The sequence below is a fragment of the Catenulispora sp. GAS73 genome (genome assembly GCF_041262085.1).
GTDB lineage: Bacteria > Actinomycetota > Actinomycetes > Streptomycetales > Catenulisporaceae > Catenulispora.
In genome coordinates this window covers 21,418-38,006 of the sequence record NZ_JBGCCM010000021.1, presented here as the reverse complement: position 1 = coordinate 38,006, position 16,589 = coordinate 21,418, and the positions used below count along the sequence as shown (strand labels likewise).

The following is a 16,589-nucleotide window of genomic DNA, read 5'->3' as shown; positions in this document are numbered from 1 at the left end:
CGCCGGGGTGTGCAACGGTAAGGCATGACCTGGCATGTGACAGCTGACATCGACGAGTTCGAGACCGTGGCCGGCGACTTCCTGCGCGCCGATCCTGTGCGGAACACCGTGCTGCTGACGGTGGTCGCATCGCTGAAGACCTCCGGAGCTACTACCTACAGCGACACCCCGCCCTACTTCGGCTGGTACGCCGACTCCGAGGTCCGTGCTGCGTTCCTGCGCACGCCGCCGATGCCGGCGATCGTGACCGATGCTCCGGCCGGCGCGGCGAGGGAGCTGGTCGAGGTGCTGGACGGTGCGCCCGGGCTCCACGCTCCCACCGCGACCGCGAGAGCTTTCGCACAGGCCTGGCATGCCGCGAACGGCCACGAGCCGAAGACGGCGTCGCAGCGAAGGCTCTTCCGCCTGGTAGATCTGACCCCGCCGCATCCCGCGCCGAAGGGCCGCGCCCGGCTGGTGACGGACGTCGATCGGGACCTGCTGGTCGAATGGTTCGCAGCCTTCGGCATCGATGTCGGCGAGCCGAGAGCGGACGCGGCGCGCGCGGTGGATCGGCGCCTGGAGAACGGCGAACTGTTGTTGTGGGAGCTGGATGGCGTCCCCGTCTCGATGGCAGGCGTGACGACGCCGATCGCGGGCGTGACGCGTGTGGCTCCCGTCTTCACACCGGCCGGGCTGCGTGGACGTGGCTACGCGGGCGCCGTCACCGCGGCCCTGAGCCGGCGTGGCTTGGACGCCGGTCACGAGGTGATCTTGTTCACCAATATCGCCAATCCCACCAGCAATGCCCTGTACCAGCGCCTCGGCTACCGGCCGATCGGCGACTGGACGGAGCTGGATCTCGCTTAGCCGAAAATAATGATTTCAACCAGCAGGTTCTCGTCTCTACTGTCGTCGTCGAGTCCATATCCGGACCCTGACCACCACGAGACGAGAAGCCCATGTCCACCCTGCGTGTCACCGCCGAACCCCTGACGATCCACGTCCATCCCAACGCCGACGCGTTGGAACTGGCGCAAGTCGGCCTGTACCGGGCCGTCGTCGCCAAGGGCGCGTTCCGGTCCGGTGATTACGCGATATACGTCCCCGAGCAGTCCGTCCTCCCGGCCGGGCTGATCGAGGAGCTGGGGCTGACCGGGCGGCTGGCCGGGTCCGGCAAGGACCGGGTCAAGGCCGTCCGGCTGCGCGGCGAGCTGTCGCAGGGCATCGTGTGCCGTCCCCAGGCGCTGGACGGCGTCGATCTCGCCGCGGCCCATGCCGCCGGGGAGGACTTCGCCGAGCTGTTGGGCGTCGTGAAGTGGGTGCCGCCGGTGCCGGTCAGTATGTCCGGGGACGTCGTCTCCGCCGCCGACCTGCTGCCGTGGACCGACATCGAGAACATCGCGCGCTACCCCGGCATCTTCGAGCCCGGCGAGCCGGTGTCCGCCACCGAGAAGGTGCACGGGACGTGCTGCATGCTCACGTACCTGGCCGAGGCCGGCGGGAACGGCGAGAACGGCGATCGCGGCAAGTACCTGGTGTCGTCCAAGGGCTTCGGGTCCAAGTACCTGGCCCTGGTCGAGAGCGACAAGAACCTGTACTGGCGCACCGCGCGGGCCCACCGCGTGCCCGAGGCCGCCGCGAAGATCGCCGAGGCCTACGGCGCGCGCCGCGTCGGCATCTACGGAGAGGTCTACGGCAAAGGCGTCCAGGACCTGGCCTACGGCGCCAACGCGCAGGACACGCCCGGTTTCGCCGCGTTCGACGTCTGCGTCGACATCGACGGCGTCGTCCGCTGGCTGGGGGCCCCGGAGTGGTCGCAGGCGCTGAGGGACACCGGCCTGGAGATCCCCCAGGTGCCGACGCTCTATGAAGGCCCCTACGATGAGGCCCTGTTGCTGGCCCTGGCCTCCGGCGAGGAGACCGTCAGCGGCACGGGCGCGCACATCCGGGAGGGCATCGTCGTGCGTTCGCAGCGGGAGCACGCGAACGCCGTGGTGGGGAGTCGCACGATCGGCAAGATCGTGTCGGCGGAGTACGTGACGAGGAGCGGGGGAACCGAATATGAGTGAGCAGGTAACCGTGGGGGAGCGACCTGAGCGTCCCCTGCTGTCCGAGGTCCTGGACCCGGAGGAACTGGCGCGCGAGATCGCCGCCGACAAGGTCACCCGCCGCACGCACCCGACCCTGCCGCTGTCGATCTACTCCTACAGCCGCGCCTGCCAGTACGAGCAGTACTGGACCCCCGTCACCACCCGCACCCGCGGCCTGATCGTGGACGACGCGACCGGCCGTGTGGCCGCCTGGTGCCTGCCGAAGTTCTTCAACCACGGCCAGCACGGCAAGTTCGACTACGCGCCGACGCTGCCGGACGAGCCGTTCGAGGTCTACGACAAGGTCGACGGCTCCCTCGGCATCGTCTTCCACCACGACGGTGCCTGGCACGTGGCGTCGAAGGGCTCGTTCATCTCCGACCAGGCCGCCTGGGCCCAGCGCTACCTCGCCAAGAAGGACACCTCCGCGCTGGACCCGTCGGTGACCTACCTCGCGGAGATCGTCTACCCCGAGAACCGCATCGTCGTGAACTACGGCGACCGCCGCGACCTGGTGCTGCTGGCCGCGTTCCGAGCCGATGGCGGGGAGCTGGCGCTGCGCGAGGCCGCCCCGGCCTGGGACGGCATCGGCACCGTGGTGCGTACCTACGACTGGTCGGACACCTTCGGCGTGCTGGCCGCGCTCGCGGAGAAGAACCAGCACCTCGACGGCTGCGACGCCACCGGCACCGACGCCGAGGGCTGGGTCATCCGCTTCGCCTCCGGCGTGCGCACCAAGACCAAGCTCACCGGCTACGTCTCGCTGCACTACCGGCTGACCAGCGTTGGACCGCGGCACCTGTGGCGCGCGCTGGCCGTCGAGCTGTACCCGGAGGCCACCGACGTGCAGATCGCGCAGGCCGTCGGGGTGCAGACCAACGAGGTCGTCGGGATGCGCCGGATCCCCGGCGGGCCGCTGGCACCGCTGCTGGAGGACGTGCCCGACGAGTACGACGCCTGGGTGCGCGGCGTCTGCGACGAGCTGAAGGCGCGCGCCGCCGAGCTCACCTCGACGATCGAGGACGCGCACCGCTCGCTGGCCCACCTGGCCGGCGACCGGGGTGCGTACGCGCGGGCCGCGAAGGAGTTCGACGGCTTCGTGCGCGCCGGGATGTTCCTGCTGGTGGACGGCCGGCCGATCGCGATGCACGTGTGGCGCGCGGTGAAGCCGGAGGCGACGGACGCGTTCCGGGACGACGACGAGGGCTGACGAGGCCTGATGAGGCCTGACGAGGTCTGACGAGGCCTGACCATGGCCGGCGACGGCCGCCGACGGCTGACGGGGGTCGACGGCGGCCGCCGCCGGCCGACGTGCAATGACCGAAGCGATGAATGAGGACTGATGGACGACGACTACTTCGACGACGCGCTCCCGGGCGCCGGCCCGGACCCGGTGCCCACCGGCCCCGGCGTGCAGGCCGCCAAGCCGGTGGTGCACATCATGCGCGGGCTCCCGGCCTCGGGGAAGTCGACCCTGGCCCGGCGGATGATGGCCGAGGCCGAGGGCCGGATGCGCCGCGTCAGCCTGGACGAGCTGCGCCGGATGATGGACGACAACGACGGCTCCAAGCGCCTGGGCCGCCGGCACGAGGAGACCGTGCTGGCGGTGCAGGACGCCGTGGTGCTGGCCGCGGTCGAGGGCGGGTTCGACGTCGTGGTGGACAACACGCACCTGGTCTCGCGGATCCCGAAGCGGCTGAAGACCCTGCTCGGCGGCCGGGCGGTGTTCGAGGTGCACGACCTGACCGACGTGGACGTCGAGGAGTGCGTCCGGCGCGACGCGCAGCGTCCCAACCCGGTGGGGGAGGAGCACATCCGGGCCATGGCGCTGCGGCTGGCCTCCACGAAGTCCTCGGGCTGGAAGCTGACGGCGGCGGACCTGAACGCCGTCGTACCGGTCCAGACCTATGTCGCGGACCCGGCGCTGCCGGCGGCGGTGCTGTGTGACATCGACGGCACGCTGGCCGACAACACGAACCGCGGCCCGTACGACTGGGCGAAGGTGGAGAGTGACGAGCTGATCATCGCGACCGCTGACGCGCTCGTCGCGTTCGCCGCGCGCGGGGACCGCATCGTCCTGATGTCGGGGCGCGGCGACGACGTGCGCGAGGGCACGGAGCGCTGGCTCGCGGCGCACGACGTGAAGTACGACGAGCTGTGGATGCGCAAGGCCGGCGACACGCGGGCGGACGACATCGTGAAGAGCGAGCTGTTCGACGCGCACGTGCGGGACCGGTTCGCGGTCCGGGTCGTGCTGGACGACCGTTCGCGGGTGGTGGCTCTGTGGCGGCGGATGGGGCTGACGTGCTGGCAGGTGGACTACGGGGACTTCTGAGATACAGATGAGTTACGACGGATGAGATACGGAGCCGGCGTCGGCGCAGTGCGCTCGGCACCAGCCGCGCCGGCTCACTCGGGATCCTCGGCGAACAGCGCTGGCACGCGCCGGTCCGGGCGGGTCAGGCGTCGAAGCCGCCGCAGTGGACAGCCCCGACGGATGTCGGAGTCGATCGTTAGCGTCTGCCGCATGGGAATCCTGTGCGACTACTTCGCCGCCGCCGACGATGCCACGGCGGCCGCCGCGCTCGACATCGTCGGCGGGCCGGGCGGACGGCTCTCCGAGCACGGGTTCCAGGTCGTGTCGACCAAGGACTTCAACCCCTTCGCCGACGTCGCGACGGTCGAGGTGGCACTGACCGGGGAGATCTGGGAGGACGTCTGGGACCGCAGGCCCCGGCCGGTCGCGATGCGCGACGAGGGCGAGCGCCTGGTGGTGCCGATCGCGGAGGGGGCGTGTGCGGCGCTGGTCGCGGCCACCGGGCCCGCGCTCAAGGCGGCCGCGGTCGCGCTGGCGCGGAGTGTGGCGGTGCCGGGGCGGGCGTTGGCCGACACCGGGCCGATCGTCGGCCTGCTGACCGAGCTCCGCGCGCTGGCTCGGGGCGCGAGCGAGCGTGGCGAGCGGGTGTATTGCTGGCTTTGCGTGTGAACGCGGGCGAAATTCATTGCACGACCGGTTCGCACCCTGCCACTGTGACCGTTCATGAGCTCATCGCCGTCGAAACCGTCTGATCTGGTGACCGCCGGGGACGTCGTCCTCATGCAGGGGCTGGCCCGGCGCCTGGTCGCGATCCGGCCCGATCTGGTGAACCCCGGCGCGTCGTTCGGCGGGCTGGCCTGGATCTGGGGCAAGGGGCACGGTTCGGCCGGGAACTGCTGGCGGCGCGCGTTGTGGTTCGCGGACACGCCGTCCGGCAAGGAGCTCGTCGCCTGGGCGTGGGCCGGGCTGCCGCGGTGGGTGCGCAGCAGCGACGGCTCGGTCCGGAAGGTCGAGGACGCCTCGCTCACCTTCCAGGTGCACCCCGACCACGCCGAGCTGATCGACAAGGTCATCGCTTGGTTCGAGGGCGTCGCGCCGGACGTCGACCGGCGCGTGGTCATGACGGACACCGACAAGGACATGGTGGTGCGCTGGACGGAGTTCGGCTACCGGCCCGATCCCGCTGCCGCCGGGGAGTGGACGCGTCTGAACGAGCGCGGCCTGGCCGAGCGGGACCCGGACGACGTCGCGAAACCCATGCTGCCGGAGGGGTACCGGTTCCGGACGGCCGCCGAGGTCCCGGCCGCGGCGGTGGCACAGGCGCACCTGGACGCGTGGCATCCGTCCACGTACTCGGTCGAGGCGTACCAGGGAGTGCGGACGACGGCGGGCTACCGCGAGGACCTGCACTTCCTGGTCGAGGCACCGGACGGGACGATGGCGGCCTCGACGATCGTGTGGCTCGACGAGGCCAACCGGACCGCCGAGTTCGAGCCGGTGGGGACGCACCCGCGCTTCCGCAGGCGAGGGCTGGGCCGGGCGCTGCTGCTGCACGCGATGGGCGCCGCGCGGGACGCCGGCGCCGGGCACATGACGGTCGCCTGCCTCGGGGCGCCTGGGAATGCCGCGCTGCGGTTGTACGAGGGGCTCGGGTTCCGGGAGCTGAGTCGCGACACGGCGCTGGTCAAGCGGAAGGCGGGTTGACGAGGAGGCGGGGGCTCGGGTCCAGGCGGACGGCCGGGGCTGAGGCGGATGCCAGCCTGGGCGCCAGTTGCGGCCTGCGTGCGAACGGGAGTTGGGCTGGTCGCTGGCTGCGGTCCGGGCTGAGACGGATGCCAGGCCGGTCGTCGGTCGCCGGTCGTGTTCAAGCGGAAGGCGGGCTGATCGCCGACTGCGGTCCGGGCCAAGACGGATACCAGACCGGTCGCCGGTCGCGTTCACGTGGAGGGCAGGCTGGTCGCCGACTGCGGCCGGGGCCAAGACGGATGCCAGACGGGTCGCCTGCCGCAGCCCGTGTTCAAGCGGAAGGCGGGCTGATCGCCGACTGTGGTCCGGGCCAAACCGGGCGGCAGGCCAGTCGCCGGCTGCGGCCCGCGCGAACGGAAAATGGGCTTATCAGTCTGCTGTGGTCTGGGCTGAAGTCGAAGGCGGCTGGCGGGCTCGCGGCGGTGCGTGCCGAAGCGGCCAGTCCGGCCGTCAGTCGGTTGCGATGATCGTCGCCACCCCGCGTTTTCCAGCACCTCCCGAGCCGGTAGCGCCATGCTTTCCGCCGCCGTGAGGCCGCTCGCGGCCGAGTGCGCGTCGGCGATCCGCAGTCCGAGCACGAGCACGAGGCCAGCACAAGCACGAACACGGCGCATGGGGCATGGCGCACGCCGCCACGGGGCGCGGCCCGGCCGGTCCCGGCGACACCAGCGGCACCGGGTCCGGCCAGAGCGATCAGCGACCGGCGATCAGCGACCAGCGCCGGCTCAGCAGAAGTGGCCGGAGTCGACCCCTTCGTTGAGCGCGTTCCAGGTGTTCGGGCCGATGATGCCGTCGGGGTTGGTGGCGCCCATGCAGTGGATCTGGAAGTTCTTGACCGCGGCCTCGGTGTTCTGGCCGAAGTCGCCGTCGGTGCGCACGCCGTTGTAGGGGCCGTTGCCGTAGTTGGTCGAGTGGCCGTAGGCGTAGGCGACGTCGAGCTCGCACTGGGCCTGGTACACCGCGAGGCCCTGGCTGCCGACGTACAGCTGCGGCTGGGCGTTCGTGTAGCTGCAGAAGTTCGAGGTGGCGGCCTGCGCCGGCGCGCTGGCGGCCATCGTGCCGCCGCTGATGGCCAGAACGCCGACGACGGCCGCGATGAAGCGGCGCCGCGTCGGCAGAGCGAGCGAGAGGTTCGCCATGGTTTTCTTCCCCTTCGGAAGGACGTTGTCTGTGATGACCGCGGTCAGGTGCCGAAGTCGTCACGAAGACCATGGCGAAGGGGTGTGGCATTTCCGTGCGACCGCTGTGGAAGCCGCGTGGCACCAGACGGGAGGGTCGCGGCGTCGGCGGCCGTCCGAGTTCAAGCCAGCAGCGCGCGTACCTTGGCGGCGACCTGTGCCACGTCCACGGGCGTCGAGGTGTCGACCGTCAGCAGCTGCCCGACGCCGATCGGCGCGTGGAAGTCCGCCTCCCAGCGCTCGGAGCTCAGCTCCTGGTCCGGATGCACCGCGTGGCGCTCTCCGGCGGCGGCACGCTCGCGGAACCGCTGCATGACCACGTCCTTCGGCGCGGTGCAGTACACCTCGACCAGCTTCCCGCCCTCGCTCAGTGCGCGCAGCGAGGCGTTCTGCTGCTCGTGCCCGGTCCAGAAGTTGGCCTCAAGTACGCACTCGGGCGCGTCAGCCGCCAGTACCCACAGCAGCTCCATCGCCGCCGCCCCCAGGCGCCGCGACCACCCGGCCTCGACCGGCCCGCTCTCCACCGATCCGGTCTCCGCCAGGACGTCGTGAATCCGTTCCTTGATGCTGTCCTTCGCGAACAGCGGCATGCCCAGGGCCCGGGCCAGCGGCCGGGCGATGGTCGTCTTCCCGACGCCAGGCGCGCCGGAGATCATGACTATGGTGCGATGAAAGGGTTCTGGGTCGTTCACAGTCACAGGAACGTTTTACCCTCGCCCCGATACGTCGGGACCGAGCGGACCACCTCATCGCCCGAGATCAGGTGCAGCACGTCGAACCGCTCGCACAGCTCGCCGGCCTTGGTGTGCCGGAACCACACCCGGTCGCCGACCCGCAGGCTCGCGGCGACCTTCCCCAGCAGCGGCGTCTGCACCTCGCCGGCGGCCTCGTTCGGGTCGTACGACAGCCCCGGCGGCAGGTACGGCTGCGGCAGCCGGTCCTTGCCGGCCGCGCCGGAGGCCGGGTAGCCGCCGCCGAGCGCGGTCGCGGTCTCCGGGCCCGGGCGGCGTACCACCGGCAGCGCGAACAGCGCCGCGGGCCGGCCGCGGAAGGCCCGGTAGGAGTCGAACAGCCACGGCTGGTACAGCCCGGAGCCGGCGGCGATCTCGGTGACGGCTTCCTCGGCGGTGGTCCGCTCGATGCTGCCGGTGCCGCCGCCGTTGACGAACTCCAGCGGCGCCAGCTCCCGCACCGCCTCCACGATCGCGCCCCGGCGCGCGGCCAGTTCCCGGGCCGACCGGCTCTGCATGGCGCGGATCGCGGCGCCGCGCAGCGGGCGCCCGGGCGGGGCGTCGCCGACGCCGGCGATCTGCGACTCGTAGCCCATCAGGCCGACCAGCTTGAACCCGTCGCGCCGCAGCACCTCCCGGGCCATCGCCGCGACCTGCGCCGGGGTGTGCAGCGGGGAGCGGCGCGCGCCGATGCGGATGCGGCCGCCGGCGGCCACGAAGGCGGCGTCGATGTCGATGCAGACCCGGATCGGGGCGGCCTGGCCGCCGGGCGTGCCGGCCGCCGACTTCTCGATCAGGTCCAGGTGGTCGGTGCTGTCGACCATGACCGTGACGGCGGCCAGCGCGGTGGGGTCGGCGGCCAGTTCGGCGTAGGCGACGCGGTCGGCGGAGGGGTAGGCGACCACGATGTCGTCGAAGCCCTCGGCGGCCAGCCACAGCGCCTCGGGCAGTGTGAAGCCCAGGATGCCCTGGTAGCCGGGCCGGCTCAGCACTTCCTCCAGCAACGCCCGGCAGCGCACCGACTTACTGGCCACGCGGATCGTCTTGCCCGCGGCGCGGCGGGTCAGGTCCGCGGCGTTGGCGTGGAACGCGTCCAGGTCGACGGCGGCGAACGGGGGTTCCAGGGCGGCGGTCGCGGTGTCGAGGCGGCGGCGGTCCGCTTCGGGGCCGGGCGGGGTGGGGGGCATGTCCATCAGCCTCGCACAGGCGAGCGGCGAAGTGGTAGGCGCAAGAGCCGGGTTCGGGTTACGCCGGTGGTGGCCAGACGGCTAGTGTTCTGGGGTTCGAACGTGGATAGGGGTGTTGAGGTGCACGCGGAGCGGAATGCCTGAGCGCTGGTGGGTGGGTGCGGCGGCGAGCGTCGTGGTGGGGGCCGCCGTCGCGGTCGGCGCGGTGCTGGCCACGTCCGGGTCCGCACAGGCGGTCAAGCCGGTGGTGGTGCCGTCCACGCAGGCCGCGGACGAGTCGGTGCGGGCGATGTGGCGGACGAAGCCGGTGGAGCAGGTGTTTCCCGAGACCGTCACGTTGGGCAGCCAGTACGTGCGCCTGGGCGTCACCGCCGCGGCCGGGTGCGACGTGCTGCCGAAGGGCTTCGTGTCGGAGCTGGCCGTGGACGCCCCCGGCACGTCCTGCGTCAGGGTCCTGCGTGCCACCTACACCGACGTCACGCAGACCGTCTTCGCGACCGTCGGGGTGGTCGTCGTCGGCGGCGACCCGGTCGCCCGCGACAAGGTGTGGCGGGAGTGGTCGCCGGACGCGGACGCCAAGCGGCCGGAGCTGATGCCCGACGTGTTCCCCGTTCCCGGGACCGTGGCCGCGCACTTCGCCGACCGCCAGCGTGTGGTGTGGAACTCCCAGGCCTCCAACGACGGCTCGTACCTCGTGTACGCGGTGTCGGGGTTCGCCGACGGCCGCGCCGGTTCCAGCGACGCGCAGCTGCGCGCCGGATCCGGCAAGGCCCTGGTCGCCGACTCCCCGCCGGTGCAGGCCGCCTCCGGGCTGTCCGACCTGTTCGCCACCGAGTTCGCCAACCCGGAGAAGGGCCAGTGACGATGCTGCGCCGAGCCTCGGCCCTGGCCGCCGCCGCCATGCTGCCGGTGCTGATCGCGGCGCCCGCGGCCCGGGCCGACCAGGTGCGGTCGGCGCAGTGGCCGATCAGCTTCCTGAACCTGCCGCAGGCCTGGAAGACCACGAAGGGCGCCGGGATCACCGTCGCGGTGCTCGACACCGGCGTCGTCGGCACCCGCGCGGACCTGACCGGCCAGGTGACCACCGGACCGGACCTGGTCGGCGGCAGCGAGAAGCCGGGCGACCCGGACTGGGGCGTGCACGGCACCGGGATGGCGTCGGTGATCGCCGGACACGGCCACGGCCCCGGCGGCACCCAGGGCGTCATCGGTGTCGCGCCGGCCGCGAAGATCCTGTCGGTGCGGGTGATCCGGGACGACGAGAGCCCGGACCGCGGCCTGCTCCAGGCCTCGCACACGCCGATCTCCGAGGGCATCAAGTACGCCGTCGACCACGGCGCGCAGGTCATCAGCATGTCGCTGGGCGGCACCGTGCCCGGCGCGGACAGCGACGCCACCAACGAGGCCGGCGCGGTGCGCTACGCGATCGCGCACGGGGTGTCGGTGGTGGTGTCGGCGGGGAACTCCGGCGACAAGCCGGACAAGGACGTGACCGAGTACCCGGCCGGCGAGCGCGGGGTGATCGGGGTGGCGGCGGTGGACGAGAAGGGCCGGCGCGCGTTCTTCTCCTCGACCGGCTGGGACGTGGCGGTCGCCGCGCCCGGCGTCGACATCCCGATGGCGCTGCCGATCAACGACGCCGCCGGGAACACCTACGCCGACTTCGGACCGGAGATCGGCCCCGACATCCTGGTCGGCGCCGGGACCAGTCCGGCGTGCGCGTACGTCGCCGGGGTCGTGGCCCTGATCCGGTCGGCGAACCCGGCGCTGAGCCCGGAGCAGGTGGCGCAGATCGTGAAGGACACCGCCTCGCACCGGCCGGCCGGCGGCCGCGACGACCAGCTCGGCAGCGGGATCGTGGACCCGGTGGCGGCGTTGAGGGCGGCCGCGGGGGTGGCCGGGCAGCCGGCGACCCCGAAGGGCCCGGCGTATCAGGGCGCGAAGTACTTCGGGTTCGGCCCGGAGGCGGTCGCCGATCAGACCATCGGCGGGCTGAGCACGCGGCAGCGCGGGATGGTCGACGCCGCGGTCGCCTTCAGCGGCTCGCTCGTGCTCGGCGGCTGGCTGGCGGTGCGCGGGCGGCGGCGGGCCCGGGCCGCGCAGCTCGCGGGCGTCGGGGGCGCCGGCGGCCTCGGTGGCATCGGGGGCCCCGCCGGAGCGGTGGGCGGCCCCGGCGTGCCGGTGACCGCCTGGGCCGCCACTAAAGTCGAGCCCATGACCGACTTCGCTGGACGCACGCTGGCCCCTTCCGCCTTCCCGACCGACGACGGGACCGCGGACCCGGCGCTGCTGGCCGTCCTGGAAGCGCACGGCCGGGGCGAGGCGGCCGTCGAGCACGCCTACGGCTACCTGCTCAACGCCCGGGTGCTGGCGCCGATCGTGGCGGTGCTCGGCGAGGCCGAGGAGGTGCCGGACGAACAGGGCCGGAACCTGCGCCGCGACAAGAACAGCGACATGGCGCTGGTGACGCTGGTCGCCCCGGACGGGACGCGGGCGCTGCCGGTGTTCACCTCGGTGGAGGCGCTCGTCACCTGGAACCCGGAGGCCCGGCCGATGCCGGTGGCGTTCCCGCGGGCTTGTGCGGCCGCGAAAGCCGAGGGTGCGGAGGTCGTGCTCGTCGACCTCGCGCGGCCGTCGTTCCTGGAGGTCGAACCGGCGGCGGTGCGGGCGTTCGCGGCCGTGCTGGAGAAGCAGGGCGAGGCCGGCGAGGCCGGAGACACCACTGAGGCCAACGCCGCCTACGGCACCGCGGAGAGTGCTGAAGCCGCCGAAGAAGCCAGCTGAGAGCAGCTTCTGAGAAGCAGCCCCTAAGAACGCGCGTAAACAGCCCCGGTGAACTTCTCACCGGGCCCCTGCCCCGGCTCGTCCGGGTACGGCGAAGCCTCCCGGAACGCCAGCTGCAGCGTCCGCAGCCCGTCGCGCAGCGGCGCCGCGTGCTGCGACCCGATCTCCGGGGCGGCCGCGGTGATCAGCCCGGCCAGCGCGGTGATCAGCTTGCGGGCCTCGTCCAGGTCCAGATCGTCCTCGCCGCCCTCGGCCAGGCCCAGCTTCACCGCCGCCGCGCTCATCAGGTGGACCGTCACCGTCCCGATGACCTCGACCGCGGGGACGTCCGCCAGATCGCGCTGCTCGCTCGGTTCGTCGGCGTCGGCGTCAGCGTCAGCGTCGGCGGGAATGCCCTGGGGTTCGGGGGTGTTGTCGGTCACTGCGGCTCCTCGCGGCGGATGTTTCCGTGTACGGATCAAGCTTCCCACGCTGGGGCAGTGACCTCGCGGTCACGACCACCGGCCGGAAGCTGCTAGTATCGGTTCCACGACCGATCGGGCACGCTCGCGTGCCTCGATCCGCAAGCGGAGATTCCATCTCCCACCTGGTTTGCCTCCGGGCGGACGGGTTCCGGTCACACAGCCTCACGCCGAAGGGTGTGCGGGCGGCGCTCGCGCTCGTCCCGGCAACCCCTGCGGCGTCGGTCAGTCCGGTGGTGGAGCCTCGCATGCGTGTCGTGCGGGGCTTTTGTGTTTTTCGCAGGGGCCGCGCACCGAAGAAGACCCCGGGCATCGAGCCCAAAACGTAGGAGGCCCCATCAGCACTGAGCCCCGTATCAACGACCGGATCCGCGTTCCCGAAGTGCGGCTGGTCGGCCCCAACGGTGAGCAGGTCGGCATCGTGTCGATCCAGGACGCGCTCCGGCTGGCTCAGGAGCAGGACCTCGACCTGGTCGAGGTCGCGGCGACCGCGCGCCCGCCGGTCGTCAAGGTCATGGACTACGGCAAGTACAAGTACGAGTCCGCCCTGAAGGCCCGTGAGGCGCGCAAGAACCAGGCGCACACGGTCATCAAGGAGATGAAGCTCCGCCCGAAGATCGACCCGCACGACTACGAGACCAAGAAGGGTCACGTGGTGCGGTTCCTGAAGGCCGGGGACAAGGTCAAGATCACCATCATGTTCCGCGGCCGGGAGCAGTCCCGGCCCGAACTCGGCCGGCGGCTGCTGAGCAAGCTCGCCGAGGACGTGGCCGAGCTCGGCTTCGTGGAGTTCGCGCCGAAGCAGGACGGCCGCAACATGATCATGGTCCTCGGCCCGCACAAGAAGAAGACCGAGGCCATGGCCGAGGCCCGCGCGGCCAAGGAGCAGCGCAAGGCCGACGCCTCCGGCGCGTCCGGCGAGGTCGAGCACGCCGAGCCCGGCGAGCTCACCGAGTCGATCGAGCCGATCGAGTCGGCGGAGCCGGTGGAGTCGGCCGAGCCGGCCGAAGCCGCCGTCGTCGGCGCGGCCCAGGCCACCGAAGAGCAGTCCTGACCCCGGTCAGGCCGGACCGGCCCCGAGGGCTCGGCCCCCCGCACTAGCTGCGGGGCGGTCGTCCCGGGGCGAGAGCGAGAGCGGATCCGTGTGGGTAGCACCCCGCGGATCCGCCCCATGTGAAGGAGAAACGGCGCCATGCCGAAGCAGAAGACCCACAGCGGTGCCAAGAAGCGTTTCAAGGTGACCGGCTCGGGCAAGATCATGCGCGGCCAGGCCGGCATGCGCCACAACTTCGAGCGCAAGTCCTCGGAGTACACCCGCGCCCACACCGGCGAGGTCGAGGTGGCCAAGAACGACGTCAAGCGCATCAAGCGGCTGCTGGGCCGCTGAGGCACCCCGCGGCGCATCGCCCCCCGACCTAGTTACTGAGCAGGAGATAGAACAATGGCACGCGTCAAGCGGGCAGTGAACGCCCAGAAGAAGCGCCGGGTCGTCCTGGAACAGGCCAGCGGCTACCGTGGCCAGCGCTCGCGCCTGTACCGCAAGGCGAAGGAGCAGGTCACCCACTCCCTCGTCTACGCCTACCGGGACCGCAAGGACCGCAAGGGCGACTTCCGCCGGCTGTGGATCCAGCGCATCAACGCCGCGGTCCGCGCCGAGGGCATGACCTACAACCGGTTCATCCAGGGCCTGCACCTGGCGAACGTCGAGGTCGACCGCAAGATGCTGGCCGAGCTGGCCGTCAACGACGCCGAGGCCTTCCGCGCCCTGGTCGACGTCGCGAAGAAGGCGCTGCCCTCCGACGTCAACGCGCCGAAGACCGCCGCGTAAGTCCTGGCGATCCAGCCCCACTTCGCCAGTCAAGCCAGTGAGGCACGGTGAGCGATGAGCGAGGCGAGTCCTGAGCTGTCCAACCCGCGCGCACCCCGCGCGGTGGCGGCCCGGCGGCTCGCCTCGCGGTCGTTCCGGGCCAAACAGGAGCTGTTCCTGGCCGAGGGGCCGCAGGCGGTGCGCGAGGCCGCCGAGCTCGACGGGGTGCTGGTCGAGCTGTTCACCACCGGCGAGGCCGCGGACCGGTACGGCGAGATCGTCGCCGCCGCCCGCAAGCAGGGCTCGAAGATCACCGTCGCGACCCCTGATCTGGTGGAGTCGCTGAGCGAGACCGTGACGCCGCAGGGCCTGATCGGCGTGTGCCGGTTCCTGGACGTCCCGCTCGAATCCTTCCTCGCCGCGCGCAGCCCGAAGCTGGTCGCGCTGCTGACGCATGTCCGCGACCCCGGGAACGCCGGGACCGTGATCCGCTGCGCCGACGCCGCCGGGGCGGACCTGGTGGTCGTCACCTCGGAGTCCGTCGACGTCTACAACCCCAAGGCCGTGCGCGCCTCGGCCGGCAGCCTGTTCCACGTGCCGGTCTCCGTGGGGGTGAGCGCCGAGCAGGCTGTCAGTGCTCTGCGTGCGGCGGACTTGCGGATCCTGGCCGCCGACGGCACCGGCGCGGCCGACCTCGACGACGAGCTCGACGCCGGCCGGCTGGCGCGGCCCACATGCTGGATGTTCGGCAACGAGGCCTGGGGACTGCCCGAAGCGCTGCTGGGACTGGCCGACGAGGCGGTCCGGGTGCCGATCCACGGCCGGGCCGAGAGCCTCAACCTGGCGACGGCGGCAGCAGTGTGCTTATATTCCTCTGCCCGGGCGCAACGCTAGGCGCGTCCGATGTGAGTCCGCTCCGAGTCCGCAGGCGGTCAGGGTGGCGAATGGTTCGCCACTGTGGTCGATGATCCGTCGGAGCGGAACGATAGTCTGGCCGATCATCGCCAAGGTGACGCACAAGGCGCGCAGCGCGACGACAGCGAGGGCAGGCAGGAGGACCGTCAGGTGACCGTTTCGGTCGGCGCACGCGGTGCGCGATCCGGCATGCAGCTGTTCGCCGGCGCCCTGGACGGCCTGCTGGTGCCCGACGACCTGCCCGACGGGTTCGTCGCCGCCGACACCGACGGCCTGGTGCGGGTCTTCAACCGCGCCGCCGTGACGCTCACCGGGATCCCCGCCGACGATGCCCTGGGCCGTCCGTTCGACGAGGTGTTACCGCTGCGCACGGTCGACGGCCGCGACTGGTGGCGGCTCACCGACCCCTACGGCGGCCTGAGCATAAGGACCGGCCATCGCGAGGCGCAGCTGTTCCTGCCGGACGACCCGGAGCAGGACGACCCCGAAGCCGGCACCGAACTGCTCGTCACCGCGCGCTACCAGCGCCGCGACGGCCGCTCGACGCCGGTCACCGGCCTGGTCGTGGCGCTGCGCGGGACCCAGGCCCGGCGGCGCCGGGAGCGCCGGCAGTCCGATCTGATCGCGACCGTCGCGCACGAGCTGCGCTCGCCGCTGACCAGCGTGAAGGGCTTCACCGCGACCCTGCTCGCGCGCTGGGACCGGTTCACCGACGACCAGAAGCGGATGATGCTCCAGACCGTCGACGCCGACGCCGACCGCGTGGTGCGGCTGATCGCCGAGCTGCTGGACGTCGCCCGGCTGGACTCCGGCCGGATGGAGCTTCACCGGGTCCCGGTGGACCTGCGCGAGCTGATCACCGACCAGGTGCGCGCCTGCGTGGCGCAGGGCGTGCCGGAGGAGACGTTCCGGACTCGGATCCCGCGCGGGCTGCCGCCGGTCGCCGCCGACCCGGACAAACTGCGTCAAGTCCTGGCTAATCTTTTGGAAAACGCCGTGCGGCACGGCGGGGGGACTGTCACTATTGAGGTGCGGGCCGAGTTGGGCCCGGACGCATCTGCGGGAGCAGGGTCGAGGCATCGACCCGACCCGCAGGGATGTTCGGATCGGCCCCACCCAGACAGTCTCCATACTGAAGGTGTGTCGAGCGTGGCGGTTGCGGTGAGCGACGAAGGTCCCGGGATCCCCGAGGACCAGCTCAACCGCGTCTTCACCCGCTTCTGGCGGGGTGGTCGCCGGGGTGGGACCGGCCTTGGCCTGTCCATCGTGAAGGGTCTGGTGGAAGCGCACGGCGGACTGGTGTCCGTCGGTAACGGGCCCGATGGTGGCGCGCGCTTCCGATTTACGCTGCCCGTCGCGTAGGGATCTTCCCGGCGCGCGGGCTTCTCGCG

Annotated in this window: 17 protein-coding genes; 13 read left to right on the top strand and 4 right to left on the bottom strand. The window is 71.8% G+C overall.

Annotated features, from left to right (window positions below; all coding sequences use genetic code 11):
* The first annotated feature begins 36 nt into the window (after positions 1-36).
* The 6 genes from ABH935_RS29250 to ABH935_RS29225 all read left to right on the top strand — a co-directional run bounded on the left by ABH935_RS29250 (position 37) and on the right by ABH935_RS29225 (position 6,093).
* Positions 37-849 (top strand): GNAT family N-acetyltransferase, encoded by an 813-nt coding sequence (locus ABH935_RS29250; protein ID WP_370381151.1) that lies wholly within the window; start codon positions 37-39, stop codon positions 847-849.
* 92 nt (positions 850-941) lie between these two features.
* Complete coding sequence (locus ABH935_RS29245; RefSeq protein ID WP_370381150.1) at positions 942-2,051, top strand: RNA ligase (ATP); 1,110 nt, start codon at positions 942-944, stop codon at positions 2,049-2,051.
* Positions 2,044-3,282 carry a T4 RnlA family RNA ligase gene (locus tag ABH935_RS29240; protein ID WP_370381149.1) on the top strand — a complete coding sequence of 413 codons (1,239 nt, stop codon included), beginning with the start codon at positions 2,044-2,046 and terminating at the stop codon, positions 3,280-3,282. Before ABH935_RS29245 ends, ABH935_RS29240 begins: the two co-directional genes overlap by 8 nt.
* Positions 3,283-3,414: 132 nt before the next feature.
* Positions 3,415-4,407 (top strand): AAA family ATPase, encoded by a 993-nt coding sequence (locus tag ABH935_RS29235; protein ID WP_370381148.1) that lies wholly within the window; start codon positions 3,415-3,417, stop codon positions 4,405-4,407.
* Between the two features lie 192 nt (positions 4,408-4,599).
* Positions 4,600-5,058 carry a hypothetical protein gene (locus ABH935_RS29230; protein ID WP_370381147.1) on the top strand — a complete coding sequence of 153 codons (459 nt, stop codon included), beginning with the start codon at positions 4,600-4,602 and terminating at the stop codon, positions 5,056-5,058.
* Positions 5,059-5,112: 54 nt separating this feature from the next.
* Positions 5,113-6,093, top strand: coding sequence for a GNAT family N-acetyltransferase (locus ABH935_RS29225; RefSeq protein WP_370381146.1), 981 nt, complete (start codon positions 5,113-5,115; stop codon positions 6,091-6,093).
* Positions 6,094-6,860: 767 nt separating this feature from the next.
* On the opposite strand, the gene ABH935_RS29220 is transcribed toward ABH935_RS29225, so the two are convergent.
* The 3 genes from ABH935_RS29220 to ABH935_RS29210 all read right to left on the bottom strand — a co-directional run bounded on the left by ABH935_RS29220 (position 6,861) and on the right by ABH935_RS29210 (position 9,231).
* Positions 6,861-7,274, bottom strand: a complete 414-nt coding sequence (locus tag ABH935_RS29220) for a peptidoglycan-binding protein (RefSeq protein ID WP_370381145.1) — start codon at positions 7,272-7,274, stop codon at positions 6,861-6,863.
* 161 nt (positions 7,275-7,435) lie between these two features.
* Positions 7,436-7,969, bottom strand: coding sequence for an AAA family ATPase (locus tag ABH935_RS29215; RefSeq protein WP_370381144.1), 534 nt, complete (start codon positions 7,967-7,969; stop codon positions 7,436-7,438).
* A gap of 38 nt (positions 7,970-8,007) precedes the next feature.
* Positions 8,008-9,231, bottom strand: a complete 1,224-nt coding sequence (locus tag ABH935_RS29210) for an amino acid deaminase/aldolase (RefSeq protein ID WP_370381143.1) — start codon at positions 9,229-9,231, stop codon at positions 8,008-8,010.
* A gap of 136 nt (positions 9,232-9,367) precedes the next feature.
* Here ABH935_RS29210 and ABH935_RS29205 point away from each other — a divergent pair, with 136 nt between their 5' ends.
* Positions 9,368-10,093 (top strand): hypothetical protein, encoded by a 726-nt coding sequence (locus tag ABH935_RS29205; RefSeq protein WP_370381142.1) that lies wholly within the window; start codon positions 9,368-9,370, stop codon positions 10,091-10,093.
* A 2-nt stretch (positions 10,094-10,095) separates the two neighbouring features.
* A complete protein-coding gene (locus ABH935_RS29200; protein WP_370381297.1) occupies positions 10,096-12,015 on the top strand; it encodes a S8 family serine peptidase in 1,920 nt (639 codons plus the stop codon).
* Between the two features lie 23 nt (positions 12,016-12,038).
* Here the strand turns inward: ABH935_RS29200 and ABH935_RS29195 are convergent, their stop codons facing one another.
* Positions 12,039-12,407: a DUF1844 domain-containing protein gene (locus tag ABH935_RS29195; protein ID WP_370381296.1), complete on the bottom strand. Its 369-nt coding sequence runs from the start codon at positions 12,405-12,407 to the stop codon at positions 12,039-12,041.
* 406 nt (positions 12,408-12,813) lie between these two features.
* Here ABH935_RS29195 and infC point away from each other — a divergent pair, with 406 nt between their 5' ends.
* The 5 genes from infC (at position 12,814) to ABH935_RS29170 (ending at position 16,560) form a co-directional block, all read left to right on the top strand.
* Positions 12,814-13,530: a translation initiation factor IF-3 gene (infC, locus tag ABH935_RS29190; RefSeq protein ID WP_370381295.1), complete on the top strand. Its 717-nt coding sequence runs from the start codon at positions 12,814-12,816 to the stop codon at positions 13,528-13,530.
* Between the two features lie 138 nt (positions 13,531-13,668).
* On the top strand, positions 13,669-13,863 hold the full coding sequence (rpmI, locus tag ABH935_RS29185) for a 50S ribosomal protein L35 (RefSeq protein ID WP_370381141.1): 195 nt from the start codon (positions 13,669-13,671) through the stop codon (positions 13,861-13,863).
* 54 nt (positions 13,864-13,917) lie between these two features.
* Complete coding sequence (gene rplT / locus ABH935_RS29180) at positions 13,918-14,304, top strand: 50S ribosomal protein L20 (protein WP_194914953.1); 387 nt, start codon at positions 13,918-13,920, stop codon at positions 14,302-14,304.
* 54 nt (positions 14,305-14,358) lie between these two features.
* Positions 14,359-15,177: a TrmH family RNA methyltransferase gene (locus tag ABH935_RS29175; RefSeq protein WP_370381140.1), complete on the top strand. Its 819-nt coding sequence runs from the start codon at positions 14,359-14,361 to the stop codon at positions 15,175-15,177.
* A gap of 210 nt (positions 15,178-15,387) precedes the next feature.
* Positions 15,388-16,560, top strand: a complete 1,173-nt coding sequence (locus ABH935_RS29170; RefSeq protein ID WP_370381294.1) for an ATP-binding protein — start codon at positions 15,388-15,390, stop codon at positions 16,558-16,560.
* Positions 16,561-16,589 lie beyond the last annotated feature (29 nt).